The organism is Hyphomicrobium sp. 01T421 (assembly GCF_056398805.1).
In genome coordinates, this window is record NZ_JBFTQC010000001.1 from 654,237 (window position 1) to 672,579 (window position 18,343).

Sequence of the window (18,343 nt, forward strand, 5' to 3'; positions counted from 1 at the left end):
GTCCGTTCTAGAATGTCCAATTGCGATCTCAATATCCAACGCCGTCCAGCACGACCGGCGGCGCGCACATGATCGAGCGCGTCGTTTCCGCTATCGTCGATATCTCTGTGCGACTGCGCTGGGCCAGCATTTTGCTGGGCTTGGCGTTGACGGCAGGCGCCATTTTCTACGTCGTCAACAATTTCGCCATCACGACCGATACCAGTCAGCTCATCGCATCCGACCTCGATTGGCGGCAGCGCGAGCGCCAATTCGACGTCGCCTTTCCCCAGCACACCGACACCATCGATATAGTCATTGACGGTAAAACTCCGGAGCTGACCGAAGCCGCCGCAGCCAGTCTCGCGGCGGCCTTGAGCGAATCGAAGCCCGATCCTTTCCAAATCGTCCGGCGGCGTGACGGCGGCCCCTTCTTCGAAAAGAACGGCCTCCTTTATCTGTCGCTGCCGGAGCTCAAGGAGACGACCGAAGGCCTGATCAAAGCGCAGCCCGTGCTCGGCACGCTCGCTGCCGATCCGACGCTCAACGGGTTGGCGAAGGCGCTCTCTTTCGTCCCTCTGGGTGTGAAGGAAGACCGCGCCAAGTGGTCCGACTTCGACAAGCCGCTGGGCGCGCTGGCGAACGCCATCGATGACCTCATGGCGGGCCGGGAAACGGCATTCTCCTGGGGTCAACTTTTGACGGGCGGACGCCCGAACCCCTCCGAACTTCGCCGCTTCCTCGAAGTGAAGCCCGTTCTCGATTATTCCGATTTGCAGCCCGGCGCCGACGCAACCGCGTTGATCCGCAAAACCGCGGAGCGCCTGGAATTGACGCCCGAGAACGGCGTGCGGGTTCGGCTGACGGGATCCGTCCCGATGGCGGATGAGGAATTCGGGACCGTTGCCGAAGGCGCAGCCATCAACACGGCCGTCACGATCGCAGCCGTTCTTTTCATTCTTTGGCTGGCGCTCCGATCGGGTCGCATCATCTTCGCCGTTCTCGTCAGCCTCTTCGCCGGACTTGCGATGACGGGCGCGCTGGGTCTCTACCTCGTCGGCGCACTGAACCTTATCTCGGTCGCGTTCGCAGTGCTTTTCGTTGGCATCGGCGTCGATTTCGGCATCCAGTTCTCGGTCAGATACCGCCACGAGCGTTTCAACAAACATGGCCTCCGCGACGCCTTGATCGCGGCGGGCAAGAACGCCGGGAAGCCTTTGGCGCTCGCAGCCGCGGCGACGACAGCGGGCTTCTACGCATTTCTGCCGACCGATTACCGCGGCGTATCCGAGCTTGGCCTCATTGCCGGCAGCGGCATGATTATCGCGTTCCTGACGAGCATCACTTTCTTGCCGGCGATGCTCTCCGTTCTTAATCCTCCGGGCGAGCCGCACGACGTCGGTTACCAGTCTCTCGCGCCGGTGGATCGCTTCATGGCGCGCCACCGCCACGTCATTCTTGCGCTGACGGCAATTGGCGTCGTAGCCGGACTGCCACTTCTCACCAAGCTCGAGTTCGATTTCAATCCGATCAACTTGCGCAGCAACAAGGTCGAATCGGTCTCGACCTTCAACGATCTGATGCGCGATCCGTTGACCGCTCCGAACACGATCGAGATCCTGGCGCCGAACCTCACCGACGCGAAGGCGCTGGGAGCAAAGCTCGATAAGCTGCTGGAAGTCGGCCACACGGTAACGCTGGCGAGCTTCGTGCCCGACCATCAGGACGAAAAGCTGGCCATCATAAGTGACGCGGCGGACCTGCTCGGCCCGACCATCGAGCCCGACGAAATTGCGGCGACGCCGACGGACGCCGAAACGCAGGCGACGCTGCGAGATACCGCCAAGGCGTTCGAGGACGTCGCCAAATTGCCGGGCGCACCGCCGCTGGCCACCGACATGGCGGCGACGCTTCGCAAACTCGCGGATGCGCCAGCCGGCGTGCGGGCAAAGGTTCAAAAAGCGCTGCTCGACGGCCTCAAACTGCGCCTCGCGCAAATTCGCGCGGCGCTCAAGGCTGAGCCGGTAACGCTTGAGAATCTGCCGCCGGAGATCATTGCCGACTGGATAACGGCCGATGGCCGTGCGCGGGTCGAAGTCGGGCCGAAGGGCGATGGAAACGACAATGCGAACCTTCGACGCTTTGCGTCAGCAGTGCTCGCCGTTGATCCCGAAGCGACCGGCGTGCCGATCCTCATCCAGGAATCGGCGAAGACTGTTGTGCGCTCATTCATCCAGGCGGGCTTGCTGGCGCTCGTTTCGATAACGATCATCCTGTTCGTTGCCCTGCGCCGCGTCTCGGACGTGCTGCTGACGCTCGTGCCGCTATTGCTCGCCGGCGTCGTCACGCTCGAGCTGTGCGTGCTGCTCAAGCTGCCGTTGAATTTCGCGAACATCATCGCGCTGCCCGTGCTGCTGGGCGTCGGTGTCGCCTTCAAGATCTATTACGTGCTCGCTTGGCGCGAAGGCGAAACAAGCTTGCTCGCGTCACCACTGACGCGCGCGGTCATGTTCAGCGCCATGACGACGGCCGTCGCGTTCGGCAGCTTGTTCTTCTCAAGTCATCCTGGAACGTCGAGCATGGGCGAGCTGCTGGCGCTGTCGCTCGTGACGACGCTCGCGGCGGCCGTTCTCTTCCAGCCGATCCTGATGGGGCCGCCACGTAATGCGGCCAAGCACGAAGACGAAACGGCCCAACAAGCCGCGCCATAACCAACCCGCAAGCTAGTCATTCAAGCCAAGCCTTGCGATGAACTATCTACTTGGGCGGATCCCCGCCTGCGCGGGGATGACGTTTTCGGAAAAAGGTCGCCCCACACCCCGTCATCCCGGCGAAGGCCGGGATCCATTCAAGCTGACGGCAGCCCAAACTATGCGACGTTGCGGCGTTCACGCAGGAACTGGAAGAATTCGACGCCCTCGCGGAGGCGGCGCTTCATCATGTCGGGCTGCGTTATCATCTCGCCGACGATCGAAGCAATCTTCGGCACCCGGAAGTAGAACTTGCGATAGAAGTCCTCGACCGAAGAGAAGATCTCGGTGTGCGACAGACCTGGATAATGCAGCGGCGCGATCTGGATGCCGTTGGCATTGATGAGTTCGGCATTGTCGACGTCGAGCCAGCCGTTTTCGAGCGCCTGCTGGTAGAGGAAGGTGCCCGGATAGGGCGCCGCGAGCGAGACCTGGATCGTGTGCGGGTTGATCCGCGTCGCAAACTTGATGGTCTCCTCGATCGTCTCCTTCGACTCTCCCGGAAGGCCGAGGATGAAGGTGCCGTGGATCTTGACGCCGAGTTCGTGGCAGTCCTTCGTGAACTTCTCCGCGACCTCGACCCGCATGCCCTTCTTGATGTTATGCAGGATCTGCTGGTTGCCGCTCTCGTAGCCGACGAGTAGCAGGCGCAGGCCGTTGTCCTTGAGCACCTTCAGAGTCTCGCGCGGTACGTTGGCCTTGGCATTGCACGACCACGTGACGCCGAGCTTGCCGAGTTCCTTGGCGATTGCTTCCGCGCGCGGCAGGTCGTCGGTGAAGGTATCATCGTCGAACATCAGCTCTTTCATCTGCGGGAACGCCTTGAGGATGTATCGCACCTCCTCGATGACGTGCCCAACGGAGCGGGTTCGATAGCGATGGCCGCCAACGGTCTGAGGCCACAGGCAGAACGTGCAGCGGCTCTTGCAGCCGCGCCCCGTGTAGAACGAGATGTACGGGTGCTTCAGATAGCCGATGAAGTAATTCTCCATCACGAGGTCGCGCTTGTAGACCGGCGTAACGAAGGGCAGCGTGTCCATATCGTGCATCACAGCGCGGTCTTCGTTGTGCACGATCACGCCCTGCGCGTTGCGGTAAGAGAGACCCTTGATGTCACTCCAGGCCACGCCGTCGGCGACGTCTTTGATCGTGAAGTCGAACTCGTTGCGGGCAACGAAGTCGACAATCGGCGCGTCCACCAGGCTTTCGTTGGACTGCACCGCGACCTTGGCGCCGATCAATCCGACCTTGAGGTTCGGGTTGGTCGCCTTCATCGCCTCGATGACCTTGACGTCGGAATCAAACGACGGCGTCGAGGTGTGCAGCACCGCGAGGTCGTAATCGCGCACTTGGGCGAGAACATCCTGCAGGCTGGTACGGTGCGGCGGCGCGTCGATGAGCTTGGAATTCTCGACCAGAGCTGCCGGCTGCGCGAGCCACGTCGGGTACCAGTACGACTGTATTTCGCGACGCGCTTGATATCGTGATCCGGCTCCGCCGTCGAAACCGTCGAACGAAGGAGCCTGCAAAAATAGTGTGCGCATCGTGGGCGCCTTTCATATCGGCTTAACGGTCCCATCGGCGCCGACGCTGTAGCGGCGGCCCCTCCAACTGACAGCTCCGGGTGCGTAGCTTGCGATGAACATCGCAAAGCTCAACAAATCGCGCAAAGGTGTGAGCCAAATCGAACTCTTCCCCCCGCCAGGCAGTCGCTCAACTTGTAACGGAACCAAAAGGCGGCACGCAAGCGTCCCAAAAACCATCATCCACGCTATGACGCTGAAGCCACTCAAAGGCAACGCTGCCAGCGCGAACGGCAGCGGATGAGTAATGACGGAACCGGCATAACCAATTGGGTCGACGAGCCTTATCGTCCGCGCCCATCGAAGCTCATGCGCGAGAAGTGCTGCAAATGAGTCTTCCGAAAAAGTATGTCCGACCGTGAAAGGCGCAATCGCGACTTTCAGGCCCTTTCGACGGACGGCGTCGCCCATCGCGTAGTCATCGGCCAACGTGTTCGCGAAAGCTTCGAATCCCCCGATCTCGGCGAGCGTGTTCCGGCGCATCGCGATCGTCGATCCGAAACACGGCTTCGCGAGGCCGAAATGAACGCCGACGAGCACGCTCGGAAGAAAATGCTGGTCGACTGCTGCGGCGGCGAGTCGCGACCAGAACCCTCCGATCGCGCATCCGCGGTAGAGGCAGGTGACGAGCCCAACTTCGGGTTGCTGTAATGTGGCGACGACATCCCGGACGTAGGTATCTTCGACGCGCATATCGCTGTCGCTGAGGATCAGAACGTCGTGTGGCGCGCGCGGAAAAATGTTGAGGACGTTGGAAATTTTCGGGTTGCCGCCAGCATTCCGGGAGGATGCAACAAGTTCGATATCCGCTGCAGGAAACCGCTCTTCAAGGTTGCGCACGACGGCTATCGCCGGGTCGGCGGCATTCTGAACACCGAATATTATTTTAACTTCGCCAGGGTAGTTCTGCTGAAGGAACGATCCGAGATTGGCGCACAGCCCTGGTTCAGCGCCGTAAAGCGGCTTGATCAGCGCGACATTTTCCGATCGCCCTAAAATCGACTTGGGCCGGCAGGCAAATCGTGTCACCAAGAAAGCAGCCAATATTGCGTAAACGCTGCCGATAACGGCAACGAGAGTGCATACAAGCCACAGACAGGACGTCATTCTGACGTTACTTTCTGGTTTGATCTGGGGGAAAGCCTACTGGCATCGGTGGGCAATCTAGCGTTCTGCATGTGGCTGCGATAGATCTGAGGTTGCTCGGCCGTGGGGCCAGCATGGGGGAATATCGGGACTTGAAAGTCAGTGCTATCCTGAATTGGGTCGGCTGTATTTTAGTCGGTGTGGGCCTGTCGGCCTGCGCGAGCACGTCTGCGCCTTCAATTTCCGCGCAACATCTGGCATCGGCCGAATACGACTCTGAGCCGAAAGCCATTGCCGACCCCAACGAGAAGTTCAATCGCTCGGTGTTCGACGCCAACCAGGACTTCAATCACGACGTCCTGTATCCGGCTGCGAAATCCTATAACGAGAACGTGCCTGAGGACGTCCGCGATCGCATCGACGCGTTCACGACGAACCTCTCCGAGCCGATGACGTTCGCGAATAACATCTTGCAGCTCCGGCTCCAGGCCGCCGCAACGACATTCGGCCGTTTCGCCGTCAATTCGACGCTGGGCCTCGGCGGCCTGTTCGACGTTGCGGTAACGCAAGGTATGACTCACCAGTCCGGTGACTTCGGACAAACGATGTATGTCTGGGGTTACAGGGATAGCGCCTATCTGGTGCTGCCGATTATCGGGCCGACAAACGTCAGAGACGCAATCGGCACCGGCGTCGAATTCGCCGCGCAAATACCGGCGGGCGCTTTGATTCCGACAAAGGCCGCAACGCTTGCCAGCCGCGTAAATCTCGCGGGCAGCGTGACCAGCCCGCTCTCGAACTTGAGCAAAGTCGAAGATATGCAGACGCTCGAGGATAGCTCGATCGACTTCTATTCGATGCTGCGCAGCGTAACGGATCAGAAGCGCCAGGCCGAGCTGCAGGAAGCGCTCGAAACGAGTGCTCTAACGGGCACGCCGCTCCCGCCCGATCCCAACGCGATCGAGCCGGTTATGACGATCGTCTCGTCGCCGACGATGCTCGAAAAGAGGCGGATGACCGACGTACCGAAAATGTCGAGTGCGTCCGATCATGGCGGTTCGATCGTGGTCGTTGGCCCGCCGACGCCGATCGAGACGCGCTAAAGTCGATCCGGACTTACCGCGCGGAAGCGATGTGGCCCGCCGTTTTCACAACGTGAATAGGCTTGATCCGATTCGGATAGCGCGCTCGCCGAACGTTCGAAGCTTCGGGTAGAGCGGCGGACGAGAGAGCGGCGCACGAAGGCCCAGGTAATAAACGAAAGTAATTTGCGCGACCGGCCCGATGGCAATCGGGCCGGCCACGAATTCGCGAAATCAGCTTCCGGATAACAGCCTGTCGCCTTGCTTCTTGAGCGAGGCGATAAGGGCATCGGGTCCGCCCGCGTTCAGTATCGACGTGAACTCCGCGCGGCGGCTTGCGAGTTCGCTGATTGTGCCGTCGAGATAGACGTCGACGATCTTCCATTGCGGCCCCGTCTTGCGCATCAAGTAATTGATCGCGACCGGTTTGCCGTTGCTCTGCACGATCCGAGTTTTCACCATCTTATCGGTCGGCGCCCGGTCGGTGATCTCGGCGATCTCGAACGTTTCGCCCGAAAAACCGTCAAATCGCTTCGCGTAAGTCGCGATCATCATGCGCCCGAATGCTTCGGTAACCGCCGCCTGTTGCTCGGGCCGAAACGTCTCCCAGCTTCGCCCGACTGCCACGCGCGACATCGATCCAATGTCGTACGTTGTGGCCAGAACCGGCGCGAGCGCGTCATAGCGGCCCTGCACGCCAAGGGCCTGCGCCTGCTTCATCGTATCGAGAAGCTTGGCGTTCAGTCCGCTGATCGTTTTCTCCGGTGCGTCGGCCGCTTGCGCGTGTGCAAACTGAGGTGTGGCGAGAAGCGCCGTCATCAAAGCGGCGATCGACGCCCCCAAAACACGTAATTTTCTGGCCGGGACCATTGCCCCTCCCCTGATTGATTTCAAATACCGTTCGCCATCGGCGAGTCTCCCGCGGCGGGAATGTGTCCTAGGTGGACACGGTGGCGGCATTTAGCCGTTACACTCGCAGGTGTTTGCCATTTGTGAGGCTTGGCTGCAACACTTCCCCGCAGAGTCCGGTCCGTTTCGCATGTTCCATTTTTTGCGCCGTGTCATGGGTTCATATTTAGAACGGTTGTGGACTCGGGCAGAGACGGTTTGGGGGAGTTCGGTCTATGGATGCAGCAGTACCTCGGGTATCCAAAACACCGCTTTTGGACCAGGTGGATACGCCTGCCGATCTTCGGCAACTGTCCGAACAGGAACTTCCGCAGCTCGCTGCGGAACTCCGCGCGGAACTCATCGATGCCGTATCGCAAACGGGCGGCCACCTCGGCGCGGGATTGGGCGTCGTCGAGCTGACGGTCGCGCTGCACTATCTTTTCGATACGCCGAACGATCGCCTGATCTGGGACGTCAGCCACCAATCGTATCCGCATAAGATCCTGACCGGCCGTCGCAGCCGGATGCGGACGTTGCGTCAGCCCGGCGGCCTTTCCGGATTCACGAAGCGCACCGAGAGCGATTACGATCCTTTCGGCGCAGCTCACTCATCGACATCGATTTCCGCAGGCCTCGGCATGGCTGTGGCGCGCGAATTGTCAGGCGGCACGAACAACGTCGTCTGCGTGATAGGCGACGGTGCCATGAGCGCCGGCATGGCCTACGAAGCGATGAACAACGCGGGCGCCCGTAACGAACGGCTCATCGTCATCCTGAACGACAACGATATGTCCATCGCCCCGCCGACGGGCGCGCTGTCGTCATATCTTGCCCGGATTAGCTCGAGCGACTCGTACTTTTACGTTCGCGATATCGCCAAGCAGCTGGCAAAGAGACTGCCCAAAAGCTGGGAACGTCGCGCCGCGCGCGTCGAGGAATATACGCGTAGCCTCTGGCAGGGTGGCGCCTGGTTCGAAGAACTCGGACTCCATTACGTCGGGCCCATCGATGGCCACGATCTGAACCAGCTGTTGCCAGTCTTGAAAAACGTTCGCGATGCCGGCGAGGGCCCGATCCTCGTTCACGTCGTGACGCAGAAGGGCAAGGGCTACGCGCCCGCCGAAGCATCGGCCGACAAATATCACGGCGTTGCGAAATTCAACGTCGTGACTGGCGTGCAGGCGAAGCCCGCAGCGTCGGCACCGTCCTATACGCGCGTCTTTGCCGACAGCTTGATCGCTGAAGCCAGGAAAGACGAGAAGATCGTCGCCATCACCGCGGCAATGCCCGATGGCACGGGCCTCGACGTCTTCGGTCGCGAGTTTCCGGATCGGACGTTCGACGTCGGCATTGCCGAGCAGCATGCTGTAACTTTTGCAGCGGGCCTCGCCACCGAAGGAATGAAGCCGTTCGCCGCGATCTACTCGACGTTTTTGCAGCGTGGCTATGACCAGGTCGTGCATGACGTCGCGCTTCAGAGCCTGCCTGTGAGATTTGCGATCGACCGCGCTGGCTTCGTCGGCGCGGATGGCGCGACCCACGCGGGAACGTTCGATCTGGCCTACCTTGGTTGCTTGCCGAATTTCGTCATCATGGCGGCAGCTGACGAAGCCGAGCTGATGCACATGGTCGCCACCGCCGCTTCGATCGACGATCGCCCGAGCGCATTCCGTTATCCCCGCGGCGAGGGAACGGGCATCGCCATGCCTGAAGTCGGTATCCCGCTCGAAATCGGCAAGGGCCGCGTTTTACGCGAGGGAACGACGATCGCGCTCCTCTCGTTCGGCACGCGCCTGCAAGAGACCTTGAAAGCAGCCGATCAACTGGCGGCGCTGGGCCTCTCCGCAACGGTTGCCGACGCGCGCTTCATGAAGCCACTGGATACCGAACTCATCCGGCAGCTTGCTGAAAATCACGATGTCCTCGTGACGATCGAAGAGGGATCAGTTGGCGGCTTCGGTAGCCATGTCCTGCATTATCTGGCGGAGAATGGACTGCTCGATCGCGGGCTTAAGGTGCGCTCGAAGGTCATGCCGGATGTCTTCGTGGATCAAGACAAGCCCGAGGTCATGTATCAACGTGCGGGGCTCTCGGCCCAAGGAATCGTCGAGACGGTCTGCGATGCGCTCCAAATGAACAAGGCTAAGGCGGTCCGCGGTCGCGCCTAGTTCTATCGGAACACGCGGGCGCTCGCTGTAAGGATTACGGCAGCGCCAGCACGAAACGGCTCAGCGCTTCGTTTTATCGGGTTTCTTGTCGGCTGCAGCGTCCGGCGGTCCCTCGATGACCTTGCGGCAAGCGGGGCTCAATTTCTTGATATTGCGATTGAGACACGCGACGATGCGGTCTTCGCTCGGGATGTCCCAGAAGCAAAGACTGAGCACGTCCGGGGTGCAGGCAGATTGCTCTTCAGCTGTTCCGCTGTGAGCAAAGGCCGCGCGAGGGTGAGCGAATGTGATCAGCACTCCCGCAATGCAGACGACGAGCAAGTTCGGAATTAGAATTTTGCTTCGCACGGTTCCGTCCTCGCAAGAACTGTCGTTTCTCAAATAGCGGGGCTCATCGTGCCTCACGCGATTTCCGCGTGGCCGGGCCGCCCGACATCACCGAGCGGCAAGCCGGGCTGAGCTTCGCAAGATGCCGGTTCAAACACGCGACGATGCGATCTTCATTGGGAATTTGCGCCGAGCAGTAGCGGAACACGTCCGGCGTACACGCATCTTGCTCCTCCTGCGTGCCGCTGTGGGCGAAGCCCTCGCTCGCAACTGCGAATATCAGCGTGAAACCCGCCAGGGCCAGTGATGCGTTGAGCAATCCCGAATTCTTCACTTTTCTCACGATCTCTCACTGATGAAAGGGAAGTGTTTTCGGCATATGCCCATAGTGCGTGGTGGGACTAAGGCAAACGACCCCATAAACGACCTGGAAAAGTCGCGCGACGAACATTTTGCGGCTAACGGGTTTCCACCTGCGCCTTAAGGCGTAGTTCCGGGCGGCGGCGCGTTCGGCGTCGTTGCGGCAGGCGGCTCAGCGGCCGGCGGCGCGCTCGCCGGAGGTTCGGAGCTCGAGGCGGAGCCTGATGGCGCAGACGGAGGAGCAGCGCTCTCGGCGACTGCGGCTGAACGGACTTCACAGAGCGTCGCCGAGTCGAGTGAGGCCTTGTTCATGAAGGCCCAATTCGCAAATGCGACGTAGCACACCGCGACGGCGTCTTTGTTCTGGAGTGTGACGACCACGTTGTCCGTCTTGACCTTCTCGGTCACCCGTTTGGCGACCTCGAGAGGTATGAGCGTTACGGACTTCACCTCGAAGCCTTCGCTGAGGAGCGCAGTAAACGAGGACTGCATGCGCTCGTCCGCCGAAGCCTGGGTAGAAAACGATCCCCCAATGGCGGCAAACGTGATGGCGGCGATTGCGAGTCCGGGGCCAATGTTGCGCATGAGATCCTCACTGGTCTTTGGGCATCCGTAGTCCGTAAAAAAGTCACTACTACGGCGCCGCAACCCCCTCAATAACACAACGCCTGGCGCGACCTTAGACTTGGGGACAAGAATGCCCGGGGGCCGCAGCTTGGCTTCGTTCTAACGGCGCATTTCGTCGGGATAAAATATAGCGACCGGCGCGGCGTAGTCGGGCGGCGCAAGGCTCGAGGCAATTTCTTCGCCGCTCTCGAGGTAACCGGGAAGGAAATGCGTGTGTGCTCCGGGCGGAGATTGCTCGCCCGGCGAAGGTATTTTCGCGAATACTTCGATGCGCGCCGCCGCACTCTCGACGACGCGTGTCGGACTGGCAGAAAGGACCTGCATGCCGATCGCTTTCATCACGTCCGCCCAATGGCGGCCGGCGTTATCCGACAATGCGGACAGAAGAGCATCGTCGCTCGTGCGAACGCAGAACCGGCTGTTCTTCCGGCCGATGCCATAATCGAAAAGCTGCTCCGTTTTGTGCGCGGCTTCGATCGCATCTGAGTCGGGACCAAGCGGCGTGAGCACCGATGTTGAACGGATCGCGGCGCGCGCCTTGGGCAGACCTAGAACGATCGGTCCGCCTTCGGAAAATGCAAAAGCCCTGACCTTGTCGCTGACGCGCAAACGGAACGAAGCATCCGGCGCGCGTGCGATGAGCTCATCTTGCTCGAGAGCCACGCTTATCGTGCGCCCCCTTGTGCAGGGAAATTCCGCAACGGCACCCGGCGCACCGGTACACCAGGTCCCGCGCCGCGCCTCGATGGTATCGCCCACCCAATTGATGAGTTCGTCACGCGTCCACGGCAGCAAGCGCACGCGAACGGAGAGAGCCGAAAGCCGGTCCGGCAGCGTCAGCCAAACCGCGTCCCGCTGGCCTTCGCTCATCGAGATCCAATTGCCGATCTCGGTGCTGGTGCGGCCGCATCCGAGGCAGTAACCCGAGGCATCGTCGAGTTTGCAGATGCCAATACATGGCGAGTGACGTATCAAGGACAAACGGCTTTCGATCGGAAGAGGGGATGAAAATCAAATCGCAACGGAGGCGGCAAACTTTGCGCGCCTCCGCTTTGAATTCTGAACATCGACACGAAAGTCAGCGCGCAAATCTTTCGCGGCTGCCGACCACGAGCCAGCCGAACAGCAATCCTATTGCAGTCCAGAGGATAGCCTGCGTGCCCAATGCAGCGATGCGGAAGTTCCAAAGCAGATCTGCAGGAAACTTCTCAGGCACCTCGTTGATCGCCGGCAGCGCGTAGGCCGCAATAGCAACCAACACCAGATAAACGCCGACCCCGAGGATCGATGCGTTCCAGCCGCCGAGCTTCTCGAATGCCTGCCGTCCGAAGCTCACCGCAATCGCCAGCGCCATGAGCGAAAAGACGAGCATCCCGAAATAAAGCTGCGTGCGATAGCCGATCGTCTCACCTTGTCCAACCGCAGGCGGGTTCGCCGGGTATTTGAGGTAGGGCACAAAGTACAGCACCAGAAAGCCGATCGCTGCGAGCACGAGCGCCGTGCTACGCGGCGGCATATGAAGAAGGCGACCGCTGATGAACGCGTAAGCAAGGGCGAAAAGGCCGCCGAGCGCAGTCCCGTACACCGCGACGCCGGTTAGAAGTCCGACGCTTGCCTGCATTTCGCGACTGACGAGTTCCGGCTCTTCTGCCGCCGCGGCGTGCGAATGCTCGGCCTGCGCCTCCGGCGCTGCGGAATGCGAGTGGCCGCCCTCAGAATTCGCTTCCTCGAACGCGATGGCGCGGTCGACCTGTGGTTCGCCGACGATCCTCGCAAATCCAAATGCCAATAGGCTAGCGATCAGCCCGGCAATCATGCCGCGCAGGAGCAAATTTCCCATAGCTGCAAATCTCCGGTGATCTTAATGGCAGGGGAAGCCGAGGAGATGGCGTCCGTCGTGCACGAACTCGTGCACATACATGCTATTGAAGATCGACATAGCGCCTTCTTCGACACCGACGAAGTACATGGCGAGAATGAACAGCAACCCGGCAAAAACGGCCCAGGGCAAAATTTCTTTGAGAGGAATGGGCGCGGCCGAGGTGCCCGAAATGATTGCAGACTGTGACATGAGGAAATGCCTCCTTGGGATTACGCGTCCCGTTTCAAGCTTTGCGGTAATCACAGGGAGGGTCTGACTTTCGATGGACGCAATGAGCGTCCCCAAATTACAGTGGCGCGACCGTGCCGGAATCTCACCGGTTTCCTGCCTATGACGATGCGCCGGTCACATTAAGCCCGGCCGCAATTTTGTCAATGTAAGCAGTCAGCCCGCATGCAGTCTCGCCTCACACTCATCGCCAACGCCTCGACCCCGGCGGTCAGGGCAGCCGCATTTCCCTTTGATGAGGGCATCGACGAATTCGGAAGGCGAGACGCCTCGGCGCGCGCGAAGGATATGCCCCGCTCGCGGATCGTCCTGACGAGCCCGGCCGCGCGCGCGGTCGAAACGGCAACCGCGCTTGGATTCGAGGCAACGATCGACACAGGGCTGCGGGACCTGGATCTCGGTCGCTGGGCCGGCCGCACGCTGAATAGTATTGCAGGCTCCGAGCCGGAGGCCCTCGAAAGCTGGCTGTCCGATCCGGGCGCTGCCCCTCATGGCGGCGAAACAGTCGACGGCCTCATCGCACGATCTTCAAATTGGCTGAACGACGTATTGCCGCGACAGGAAAATGTTATCGCAATTACGCATCCGGCAGTCATTCGAGCGGCCATCCTCGCGGCGATCAAGGCAGGGCCGGGATCGTTTTGGCATATAGATATCGGGCCATTGAGTGTCGTGGAGCTGAGTTCCAACGGGCTGCGCTGGACGCTGAGAGCAATCAAAAACTGAGTTCCCGCGACTTTGGGAATTGCTCGCTCGGCAAGCATGCAGCCGTCTATTTTAACCTTGTGATCCGCTAACGGACAGTCAGTAGGCATTATGTGTGCCGGAATGTAGGCCTCGATAACATTCCTGATACTCTAGAATTTCATGCCCGATTGCCGGGAAAAGCTGGCAAGTGCACTAATCGGAACGTGAACTGAGCAAAACGACCGGCACCGCTCTCGCTTCCCCCGAAGCTTGGTGTCGACGCGCGAACTGAGCCCCCTGTCAAGCGAGGACAATATGGTCGGGATGAAAAGTAGCCACGCGTATGCGGCGGCGCTGACGACGTTGCTTGCATTTTCGGCTTTGCCCGCATCCGCCCAGGAAATCGAACACCACAAGAACGAGAAGGTCAAACCAGCCGCGCCCGCACCAACGGTCACTCAGGAAATGCTGACGAAAGCCGGGAGCGACGCCAAGCAGTTTCTACACACGAACGCCAACTACGAGCAGACGCGCTTCTATCCAGGCAAGCAGATCAACGCCTCGAACGTATCGAAGCTGCGTCCGGCATGGATCTTCCAGATGGACGTGAGGGAATCGCTCGAGACATCGCCGATCATCGTTGGCGATGTCATGTACGTCACGACGTCGTTTGATCACGTTTACGCGCTCAACGCAAAGACCGGCGAGGAACACTGGCACTACAAGCACAAGATGGGCCCGATCACGACGTACTGCTGCGGTCCAAACAATCGCGGCGTCGCAGTGCTCGGTGACAAAGTATATTTCGCCACGCTCGACGCCAAGCTCGTTGCCCTCGATGCAAAAACGGGCAGCCTCGTCTGGGAGACGGAGATCGCAGATCCGGAATTGGGCTACAGCGAAACGATGGCGCCGACGGCCGTCAACGGCAAGATTTTGATCGGCACGAACGGCGGTGAATACGGTATCCGCGGCTTTTTCCGCGCGTATGACGCCAACAACGGCAAGCTGCTCTGGAATTTCGATACGATCCCGGAAAATTCGGTCGGCGTTTGGGAGACAAAGGATGCGACCGGCCATGATATGCATCGCGACATCGCGGCTGAAAAAGCGCAACTCGCAAAGACGGGCGATCCATACAAAACGCTCGGAGGCGGTGTCTGGCAGAACCCGGCTGTCGATCTCAAGCTGAACCGCATCTACTTTGTGGTCGGCAACCCGTCACCTGATCTCGACGGCTCGCTCCGCCCTGGCGACAATCTCTATACGGACTCGCTCGTTGCGCTCGACCTCGATACCGGCAATTACATTTGCCACTTCCAGTACATCCCGCACGACGTATGGGATCTCGATTCCGTTAGTCCGCCTATCCTGATCGACGTCAAAGACAAGGATGGGAAGACCGTACCCGGCGTGGTCCACGCCGGAAAGACGGGATACGTCTACGTCAACAAGCGCGACGACTGCAGCATGATCCGCTTCTCGGAACCGATGGTGGCTCAAGAGAACTTCTGGACGCTTCCGACGCCGGAAGGCGCGCGGATGCTGCCCGGAGCAAACGGCGGCGTTGAATGGTCGCCGATGGCGGTCAATCAGAGGCTCAATCTTGCTTACGCCGTCAACCTTCATCAGCCGATGACTTACCAGGTGCAATCGAGCCCCTATCCGGATGGCAAGCTCTGGCTCGGCGGCGCATTCAAAGTCATCCCGGGTGAAGAGCAATTCGGCAATGTCTCGGCGGTGAACTACAACACCGGCAAGATCAAGTGGAAGGTGATAACCCCGCAGCCGATGATGGGAGGCGTGCTCGCAACGGCAGGTGATCTCGTATTCACCGGCGAGGCGGATGGTTGGTTCCGCGCCTACAACGCCGACAGCGGGAAGATTCTGTGGTCGTTCCAGGCGGGCGCCGGCGTCAACGCTCCGCCGTCCGCGTATGCGATCGACGGCAAGGAGTACATCGTCGTTGGCGCAGGCGGTAACACGCAGATCGATTTCAAGCGCGGCAACAATATAATCGCCTTCACGCTTGACTGATCGAACGAGGATGGCTCGGAAGGATCGCGTACGATCCCTCCCGAGCCTCCGTTCAAATGCATGACCAGACCGGTCAACCGGAGATCAGAAATGATGAGTTGGATGCGATCGGCCCGAATCGCGATTGCTGGCATCGTTGCGGTATTCCCGCTAATGCCGGCGGCAGTGTCCGCCGCGAGCGTTGAGGAAAACGCTCAGATCTGTGCGGGTTGCCACGGCGAGAACGGTGTCCCCCAAGAGAAAACCACCCCGATCATCTGGGGTCAGAATGAAGGATACCTCTATCTCCAGCTGCGAGACTACAAAAGCGGTGTGCGGAAAAACGAGCAGATGGCCGCCGTCGTTGCCGGGCTAGAGAAGGCTGACTTCAAGGCTTTGGCCGCTCACTTCGCTGGCCTGAAGTGGCCAAACCTCGGCCAGCCTTCGCCGCCGAAGGATGTGACGAAGGTGGCGCTGACAGCCATCGGCTCGGTAGGCTGCACCTCGTGCCACCTCGATCAATTTCAAGGTGACGGTACGACGGCACGACTTGCCGGCCAGCAGTCTGAATATCTATTTAATACCATGACCGCATTTCGTGACGGATCACGAGGCAATAATCCGGGCATGTCGGATCTCATGAAAGCGGTGCAGCCGTCCGACCTCAAGCCCATCGCCGAATATCTTGCGAGCCTTCAGGTCATTGGCGGCCAACAGTGACCGATAGAGCTAGCTGACCGCTAGTTTCCTGCGCAGCGCATCGCTGGTGGCGAGGTCGGCCGCAGTCTTTCCGGTAGAGTCGCGCAACGTCTTGTCTGCGCCGCGAGCGAGGAGAACATCGACGGCCTTGTCGTGTCCGAGCGAAGCCGCGATCATCAACGCCGTGCGCCCGCGATTGTCCTTTTCGTTGATGCGCGCGCCGTGATCGATCAGAAGCGCGAGTACGTCCGCCACGTCGTTCGAGCCCGCCGCATCTTCATGCCCCGCCGCCCACATGAGGGCGGTCAGGTCGTTGCCGTATCGGGCATTGACGTCGACGGCGTGATCAAGAAGCAAATTCACGACGGGAGGGAAGCCGCGGGCGACCGCGTAGCAAATTGGCGCCTTGCCGGTCGCGTCGGCTTTTTTGGGATCGGCACCTTTGTCGAGCAGCAGTCGGATAACACGCTCGTTACCCGCAAATGATGCTGCCGCGATTGGCGTCAAACCCGTTCGACCCGGAATGTTCACGGCCGCGCCATGCGCGACGAGAGCTTGCACTGCGGAAGGATTGTCATGCTCGGAAGCCGCAAAGAGTGCCGTTCCTCCATCGAGGTCGCGGGCATTGCTATCCGCGCCGTGTGCGAGGAAAAGCTCGACAATATCCGTATGCCCGGTCCTTGCCGCGTGGGTGAGCGGCATCGCACCGGAGCGATCGCGGGATGCGAGCGAAGCGCCATCGTCGAGCAGTCTGCGAGCGAGTTCGATACAACCTTTGTCGGCGGCAGCGGCAAGTGCAGCGTTGATTTCCAGCGGTCCGGCCGCCTGCTTGATCTGAGCGTAATGTTGCTCCTGTTCCTGACAGACGCGCACTTTGGCGAGCGCATCGCTGGCCAAGGCAATGCAGCAGGAAGCAGCGACAAGAGCGGTGGTCACCGAAGTGCGGAGACAATCGGGCACGGATAGGCTCCTTTGCCGGAGCCCGTTATTTAGCCCCGAAACCTTTTCGATTTCCACACTTCGTATTGAACACGCGCGAGCTTGTAGGCGTCCGGGATCGAAAGAGCCCAGACGAATAGGCCGCCGGCGGAACGTCCGACGAACGACTGTTCAGGTGTCGAGAAATGCCAGGTGAAGGCCGCAAACAGCAACGTAAAGAAAGCGAATCTTAAGCCTCTTTCCGGATAGCCGGTCACAACGTGTCCAGCACCCGGGAACGCCACGGCGATGGCCAGAACCAGATAAGGGTTTAATGGCGGGCGTTGGACGATGGTGCTCATGCTGCCCTTGCGTTCCGCGTGTTGTCGATTGCAGTGCTCAAATCGTCGAAATCCTTCAGTCTCGCCGCGAGCGCCTCTGGGGCGACGGCAGCATTATCGAAACGGGATTGCCGTAGGATCAAATGTTGACCTCTGTCCCCTTCGCCGGCCTGCCAAACGAGGCGAAGGCCTTTGCCTGTGACGGCAGCTTCTTTCATGCGCGGCTCGGCAAAGATGCGCCGCATAACCGGCGCGAGGCTATTGAGCAGTTGCTGCGAGGCTGGACCGCCGCCTTTTACGAGGATTTCCTGCGGGACCCCTGAAGGTGGTTCGAGAACCCGCGTGTGATTGTGCGTCAGGGAATAGAACTCATTTCCGGTCGGCCGGGTGAGCATCGAGAATTCCGGCAGCCCCGGGCGATTCTCAATTCGCGTCATCTTCAGCCAGAGCTGAGGAAGCCTGCGGATGGTCATTGTATCGGGAAGGAGTTCGACGCGGACGAAGCAGTCGCCGTGATACCCTTCGAGGCTCGGAAATCCATCGCCTCCGTGCGTGATGACCGCTTCCGAAAGTATGCCCGTGCAACGGTCGAGCAAGATCCGCCGCGAAGCCAAGACCTTCGCGTGTTCGCGCATTGCGACTATCAAGATCGTCACCAGTCCGATGACGGCAAACGTCAAGGATAAGTACATCGTCTTCCTTCGGCAGGAGAAAAGAGA

18 protein-coding genes are annotated in these 18,343 nt (G+C 60.0%); 6 read left to right on the plus strand and 12 right to left on the minus strand.

Annotated elements, in window-relative coordinates; all coding sequences use genetic code 11:
- Positions 1-68 precede the first annotated feature (68 nt).
- The gene (gene hpnN, locus AC1DK3_RS03030; protein WP_477192855.1) at positions 69-2,690 is read left to right on the plus strand and encodes a hopanoid transporter HpnN; all 2,622 of its coding nucleotides are present in this window, start codon (positions 69-71) and stop codon (positions 2,688-2,690) included.
- A gap of 158 nt (positions 2,691-2,848) precedes the next feature.
- On the opposite strand, the gene hpnJ is transcribed toward hpnN, so the two are convergent.
- Complete coding sequence (hpnJ, locus tag AC1DK3_RS03035; protein WP_477190813.1) at positions 2,849-4,273, minus strand: hopanoid biosynthesis associated radical SAM protein HpnJ; 1,425 nt, start codon at positions 4,271-4,273, stop codon at positions 2,849-2,851.
- Between the two features lie 12 nt (positions 4,274-4,285).
- On the minus strand, positions 4,286-5,419 hold the full coding sequence (gene hpnI, locus AC1DK3_RS03040; RefSeq protein ID WP_477190814.1) for a bacteriohopanetetrol glucosamine biosynthesis glycosyltransferase HpnI: 1,134 nt from the start codon (positions 5,417-5,419) through the stop codon (positions 4,286-4,288).
- A 131-nt stretch (positions 5,420-5,550) separates the two neighbouring features.
- Here hpnI and AC1DK3_RS03045 point away from each other — a divergent pair, with 131 nt between their 5' ends.
- Positions 5,551-6,501 (plus strand): MlaA family lipoprotein, encoded by a 951-nt coding sequence (locus AC1DK3_RS03045; RefSeq protein ID WP_477190815.1) that lies wholly within the window; start codon positions 5,551-5,553, stop codon positions 6,499-6,501.
- Between the two features lie 213 nt (positions 6,502-6,714).
- Here AC1DK3_RS03045 and AC1DK3_RS03050 read toward each other — a convergent pair whose 3' ends face one another.
- Positions 6,715-7,350, minus strand: coding sequence for an ABC transporter substrate-binding protein (locus tag AC1DK3_RS03050; protein WP_477190816.1), 636 nt, complete (start codon positions 7,348-7,350; stop codon positions 6,715-6,717).
- 254 nt (positions 7,351-7,604) lie between these two features.
- On the opposite strand from AC1DK3_RS03050, the gene dxs reads away from it, so the two are divergent.
- Positions 7,605-9,539 (plus strand): 1-deoxy-D-xylulose-5-phosphate synthase, encoded by a 1,935-nt coding sequence (gene dxs, locus AC1DK3_RS03055; protein WP_477190817.1) that lies wholly within the window; start codon positions 7,605-7,607, stop codon positions 9,537-9,539.
- Between the two features lie 60 nt (positions 9,540-9,599).
- Here dxs and AC1DK3_RS03060 read toward each other — a convergent pair whose 3' ends face one another.
- The 6 genes from AC1DK3_RS03060 to AC1DK3_RS03085 form a co-directional block, all read right to left on the minus strand.
- The gene (locus AC1DK3_RS03060) at positions 9,600-9,887 is read right to left on the minus strand and encodes a hypothetical protein (RefSeq protein WP_477190818.1); all 288 of its coding nucleotides are present in this window, start codon (positions 9,885-9,887) and stop codon (positions 9,600-9,602) included.
- Positions 9,888-9,930: 43 nt separating this feature from the next.
- Positions 9,931-10,209 (minus strand): hypothetical protein, encoded by a 279-nt coding sequence (locus tag AC1DK3_RS03065; protein WP_477190819.1) that lies wholly within the window; start codon positions 10,207-10,209, stop codon positions 9,931-9,933.
- Positions 10,210-10,346: 137 nt separating this feature from the next.
- Complete coding sequence (locus AC1DK3_RS03070; RefSeq protein WP_477190820.1) at positions 10,347-10,811, minus strand: hypothetical protein; 465 nt, start codon at positions 10,809-10,811, stop codon at positions 10,347-10,349.
- Between the two features lie 141 nt (positions 10,812-10,952).
- Positions 10,953-11,834 (minus strand): DUF1289 domain-containing protein, encoded by an 882-nt coding sequence (locus tag AC1DK3_RS03075; RefSeq protein ID WP_477190821.1) that lies wholly within the window; start codon positions 11,832-11,834, stop codon positions 10,953-10,955.
- Between the two features lie 97 nt (positions 11,835-11,931).
- Positions 11,932-12,693 carry a CbtA family protein gene (locus AC1DK3_RS03080; RefSeq protein WP_477190822.1) on the minus strand — a complete coding sequence of 254 codons (762 nt, stop codon included), beginning with the start codon at positions 12,691-12,693 and terminating at the stop codon, positions 11,932-11,934.
- Between the two features lie 21 nt (positions 12,694-12,714).
- Positions 12,715-12,924 (minus strand): CbtB domain-containing protein, encoded by a 210-nt coding sequence (locus AC1DK3_RS03085; protein WP_477190823.1) that lies wholly within the window; start codon positions 12,922-12,924, stop codon positions 12,715-12,717.
- Between the two features lie 204 nt (positions 12,925-13,128).
- On the opposite strand from AC1DK3_RS03085, the gene AC1DK3_RS03090 reads away from it, so the two are divergent.
- The 3 genes from AC1DK3_RS03090 (at position 13,129) to AC1DK3_RS03100 (ending at position 16,386) form a co-directional block, all read left to right on the plus strand.
- Entirely contained in the window at positions 13,129-13,689 is a 561-nt protein-coding gene (locus AC1DK3_RS03090; RefSeq protein WP_477190824.1) for a histidine phosphatase family protein, read from the plus strand.
- A 285-nt stretch (positions 13,690-13,974) separates the two neighbouring features.
- Positions 13,975-15,687 (plus strand): outer membrane protein assembly factor BamB family protein, encoded by a 1,713-nt coding sequence (locus AC1DK3_RS03095; RefSeq protein WP_477190825.1) that lies wholly within the window; start codon positions 13,975-13,977, stop codon positions 15,685-15,687.
- Positions 15,688-15,777: 90 nt separating this feature from the next.
- Positions 15,778-16,386 (plus strand): c-type cytochrome, encoded by a 609-nt coding sequence (locus tag AC1DK3_RS03100; RefSeq protein ID WP_477190826.1) that lies wholly within the window; start codon positions 15,778-15,780, stop codon positions 16,384-16,386.
- 9 nt (positions 16,387-16,395) lie between these two features.
- On the opposite strand, the gene AC1DK3_RS03105 is transcribed toward AC1DK3_RS03100, so the two are convergent.
- Genes AC1DK3_RS03105 through AC1DK3_RS03115 form a run of 3 tightly spaced genes read right to left on the minus strand, consistent with a single transcriptional unit; the run spans position 16,396 to position 18,316 of the window.
- The gene (locus AC1DK3_RS03105; RefSeq protein WP_477190827.1) at positions 16,396-17,325 is read right to left on the minus strand and encodes an ankyrin repeat domain-containing protein; all 930 of its coding nucleotides are present in this window, start codon (positions 17,323-17,325) and stop codon (positions 16,396-16,398) included.
- A 29-nt stretch (positions 17,326-17,354) separates the two neighbouring features.
- On the minus strand, positions 17,355-17,645 hold the full coding sequence (locus AC1DK3_RS03110; protein ID WP_477190828.1) for a hypothetical protein: 291 nt from the start codon (positions 17,643-17,645) through the stop codon (positions 17,355-17,357).
- Positions 17,642-18,316: a hypothetical protein gene (locus AC1DK3_RS03115; RefSeq protein ID WP_477190829.1), complete on the minus strand. Its 675-nt coding sequence runs from the start codon at positions 18,314-18,316 to the stop codon at positions 17,642-17,644. The genes AC1DK3_RS03110 and AC1DK3_RS03115 overlap by 4 nt, the downstream gene beginning before the upstream one ends.
- Positions 18,317-18,343 lie beyond the last annotated feature (27 nt).

Coding starts and splice junctions, on each gene's coding strand:
- hpnN (WP_477192855.1), top strand. CDS start 69: ATGATCGAGCGCGTCGTTTCCGCTATCGTCGATATCTCTGTGCGACTG.
- hpnJ (WP_477190813.1), bottom strand. CDS start 4,273: ATGCGCACACTATTTTTGCAGGCTCCTTCGTTCGACGGTTTCGACGGC.
- hpnI (WP_477190814.1), bottom strand. CDS start 5,419: ATGACGTCCTGTCTGTGGCTTGTATGCACTCTCGTTGCCGTTATCGGC.
- AC1DK3_RS03050 (WP_477190816.1), bottom strand. CDS start 7,350: ATGGTCCCGGCCAGAAAATTACGTGTTTTGGGGGCGTCGATCGCCGCT.
- dxs (WP_477190817.1), top strand. CDS start 7,605: ATGGATGCAGCAGTACCTCGGGTATCCAAAACACCGCTTTTGGACCAG.
- AC1DK3_RS03070 (WP_477190820.1), bottom strand. CDS start 10,811: ATGCGCAACATTGGCCCCGGACTCGCAATCGCCGCCATCACGTTTGCC.
- AC1DK3_RS03080 (WP_477190822.1), bottom strand. CDS start 12,693: ATGGGAAATTTGCTCCTGCGCGGCATGATTGCCGGGCTGATCGCTAGC.
- AC1DK3_RS03085 (WP_477190823.1), bottom strand. CDS start 12,924: ATGTCACAGTCTGCAATCATTTCGGGCACCTCGGCCGCGCCCATTCCT.
- AC1DK3_RS03090 (WP_477190824.1), top strand. CDS start 13,129: ATGCAGTCTCGCCTCACACTCATCGCCAACGCCTCGACCCCGGCGGTC.
- AC1DK3_RS03095 (WP_477190825.1), top strand. CDS start 13,975: ATGAAAAGTAGCCACGCGTATGCGGCGGCGCTGACGACGTTGCTTGCA.
- AC1DK3_RS03100 (WP_477190826.1), top strand. CDS start 15,778: ATGATGAGTTGGATGCGATCGGCCCGAATCGCGATTGCTGGCATCGTT.
- AC1DK3_RS03110 (WP_477190828.1), bottom strand. CDS start 17,645: ATGAGCACCATCGTCCAACGCCCGCCATTAAACCCTTATCTGGTTCTG.
- AC1DK3_RS03115 (WP_477190829.1), bottom strand. CDS start 18,316: ATGTACTTATCCTTGACGTTTGCCGTCATCGGACTGGTGACGATCTTG.